Origin of the sequence: Segetibacter koreensis DSM 18137, from assembly GCF_000374045.1 — a bacterium.
GTDB classification, from domain to species: Bacteria; Bacteroidota; Bacteroidia; order Chitinophagales; family Chitinophagaceae; genus Segetibacter; species Segetibacter koreensis.
Genome location: NZ_KB893380.1, coordinates 1 through 1149, shown reverse-complemented (window position 1 = coordinate 1149; position 1149 = coordinate 1). Strand labels below are relative to the sequence as shown.

At 25.6% G+C, this 1149-nt stretch carries 1 protein-coding gene; it reads left to right on the top strand.

The window, feature by feature from the left end; genetic code table 11:
* Positions 1–504: 504 nt before the first annotated feature.
* Positions 505–1149, top strand: a 645-nt coding sequence (locus tag B154_RS0124040; protein WP_018616912.1) for an AAA family ATPase, incomplete at its 3' end; no start/stop codon positions are given.

Sequence of the window (1149 nt, the reverse complement as noted above, 5' to 3'; positions counted from 1 at the left end):
TAATCACTTTATTAACAAATATTCTTCACTACCTTTTTTAGCTTTAATATAAAGCATATACGGTTCTGGATCATCAGATTGATCTATATCTTTTTGATTTTATAGACATTTTTCTTTCATTCTGAAATTTAATTTTTGAGTTTTATTATCATTATCTGTTTGAAACAACATACTTGCTGGTTTAGGATAGATTTTCAATTTTTGTTGTCGCCTAGATTCTCATATTCTTTATCTTTTTTAATTTTTATGGTGATAGTGGAGACGGAGATTTAATTAATGAATTTCCTGAAGCGATCTATCTCGTAGTAGCGTTAATATTATCAATCATCAATTACTTCTCTGTAAAAAAGAAATATACGTCGTAAGACGCTAACTAACGAATTTGAGAAAGTGAACTAATCGTGTTTAATTCACTCTATAAAAAATGTCCTAATTATTAATCTAATAACGTTAAGATGAAGCTTCAACACTGTAAATAAAATAAGAATTAGAAAGGAGACTTTTATGATTATAAGTAAAGTGTATATTAAAAATTTTAGAAGTATTAATGAAGTTAAATTAGAGTTATCAAATTATAGTGTGATTTTTGGAAAAAACAATGAGGGTAAATCTAACATTATGAGAGCTATTTATAGAGGTTGGACTTTACTTGAAGATTTTTCTAATCATAATCACAATGCTGTTCGTTTAAGACATAATAAAAATGGTTTTAAAATAAGAACTAGAGGAAATTTAATTTCAAATACTAGTAAAGAAGTAGAAGATGATATAACCAAAGACTCGGACGATAAAAATAATTTAATCCAAATTGGTTACTATTTTGATTTAAGTGATGAAGAATATATAGAAATTAATAAATCTATGAATAGTAAGACTAAAATTACCAAAAAAATTTATGTAGAAATTCAATATGATGATTCTTTATTTTATAAATGCAGAGTTAAGCTAAATAGTAATGGGAACTTTTTAAGTTCACCCAAAAACATACTTGCCAGCATTATTTTTATACAAAAAAAATTTGATATTGATTATATCCCTTCAATTAGAACAGAAGAAACAGCTACTGAAATTGTCCAAAATGCAGTTAAAGAGAGGCTGAAAGACCTAACGTTAAGAGATGAATACAATGAAGCAATCAATTTAATAAAT